The organism is Mycobacterium sp. 1245801.1, from assembly GCF_001673055.1.
GTDB lineage: Bacteria > Actinomycetota > Actinomycetes > Mycobacteriales > Mycobacteriaceae > Mycobacterium > Mycobacterium europaeum_A.
In genome coordinates, this window is record NZ_LZKY01000077.1 from 1 (window position 1) to 941 (window position 941).

The 941-nt window shown below is 71.8% G+C and carries 1 protein-coding gene; it reads left to right on the top strand.

Features of this window, described 5'->3' with window-relative positions; genetic code table 11:
* On the top strand, positions 1 to 941 hold a 941-nt coding region (locus A5622_RS04640), incomplete at both ends, for a condensation domain-containing protein (protein ID WP_156752839.1).

Below are 941 nucleotides of genomic sequence, written 5' to 3' on the forward strand. Positions count from 1 at the left end.
CCGCGCGGTCAGCGAACTGGCTCGCGCCGGCCACACCACCGTCAGCACCGTGCTGCAAGCCGGGTGGGCGCAGCTGCTGGCCTGGCTGACCGGCCAGCACGACGTCGCCTTCGGCACCACCGTGTCGGGCCGGCCGGCCGAGGTGCTCGGCGCCGAATCGATGGTGGGTCTGATGATCAACACCGTCCCGGTGCGCGCCAACATGACGGCGTCGACCACCACCACCGAGCTGCTCGACCAGATGCAGCGCGCCCACGCCGACACGCTGGACCACCAGCACCTAGCGTTGCACGAGATCCACCGGCTCACCGGCCACGAGCAGCTCTTCGACACCCTGTTCGCCTACGAGAACTATCCGCTGGACACCTCCGCGATGGCCGTCGACCACGAACTGGCGATCGCCGACGTCAACATGTTCGAGCGCAACCACTACCCGCTGACGATGCAGGCCGCCCTGTCCGGCCAGGAACTCGGCCTGCGGGTGGAGTACGACACCGGCATCTTCGACACCCCGACCATCGACGCGCTGCGCGACCAGCTGGAGCGGGTGCTGCTCGCGATGGCCGCCGACCCGGGCCGGCCACTGTCGTCGGTCGATCTGCTCGGCGCGCCCGAGCGCACCCGCCTGGACCAGATCGGCAACCGGGCGGTGTTGACCCGGCCGCTGCCCGCGCTGCCGTCGATTCCCGCCATGTTCGACGCGCAGGTCGCCGACCGGCCCGACGCGGCGGCGATCAGCTGGGGTAGCACGTCGATGACCTACCGGGAACTCGACGAGGCCGCCACCAGGCTGGCGCGCCTGCTCGCCGAGCAGGGCGCGGGGCCGGGAGAGTCGGTGGCGGTGCTGTTCTCGCGGTCGGCGCGGGCGATCGTGGCCATCCTGGCGGTGCTCAAGACCGGGGCGGCGTACCTGCCGATCGACCCGGCCGCGCCGGGCGCCC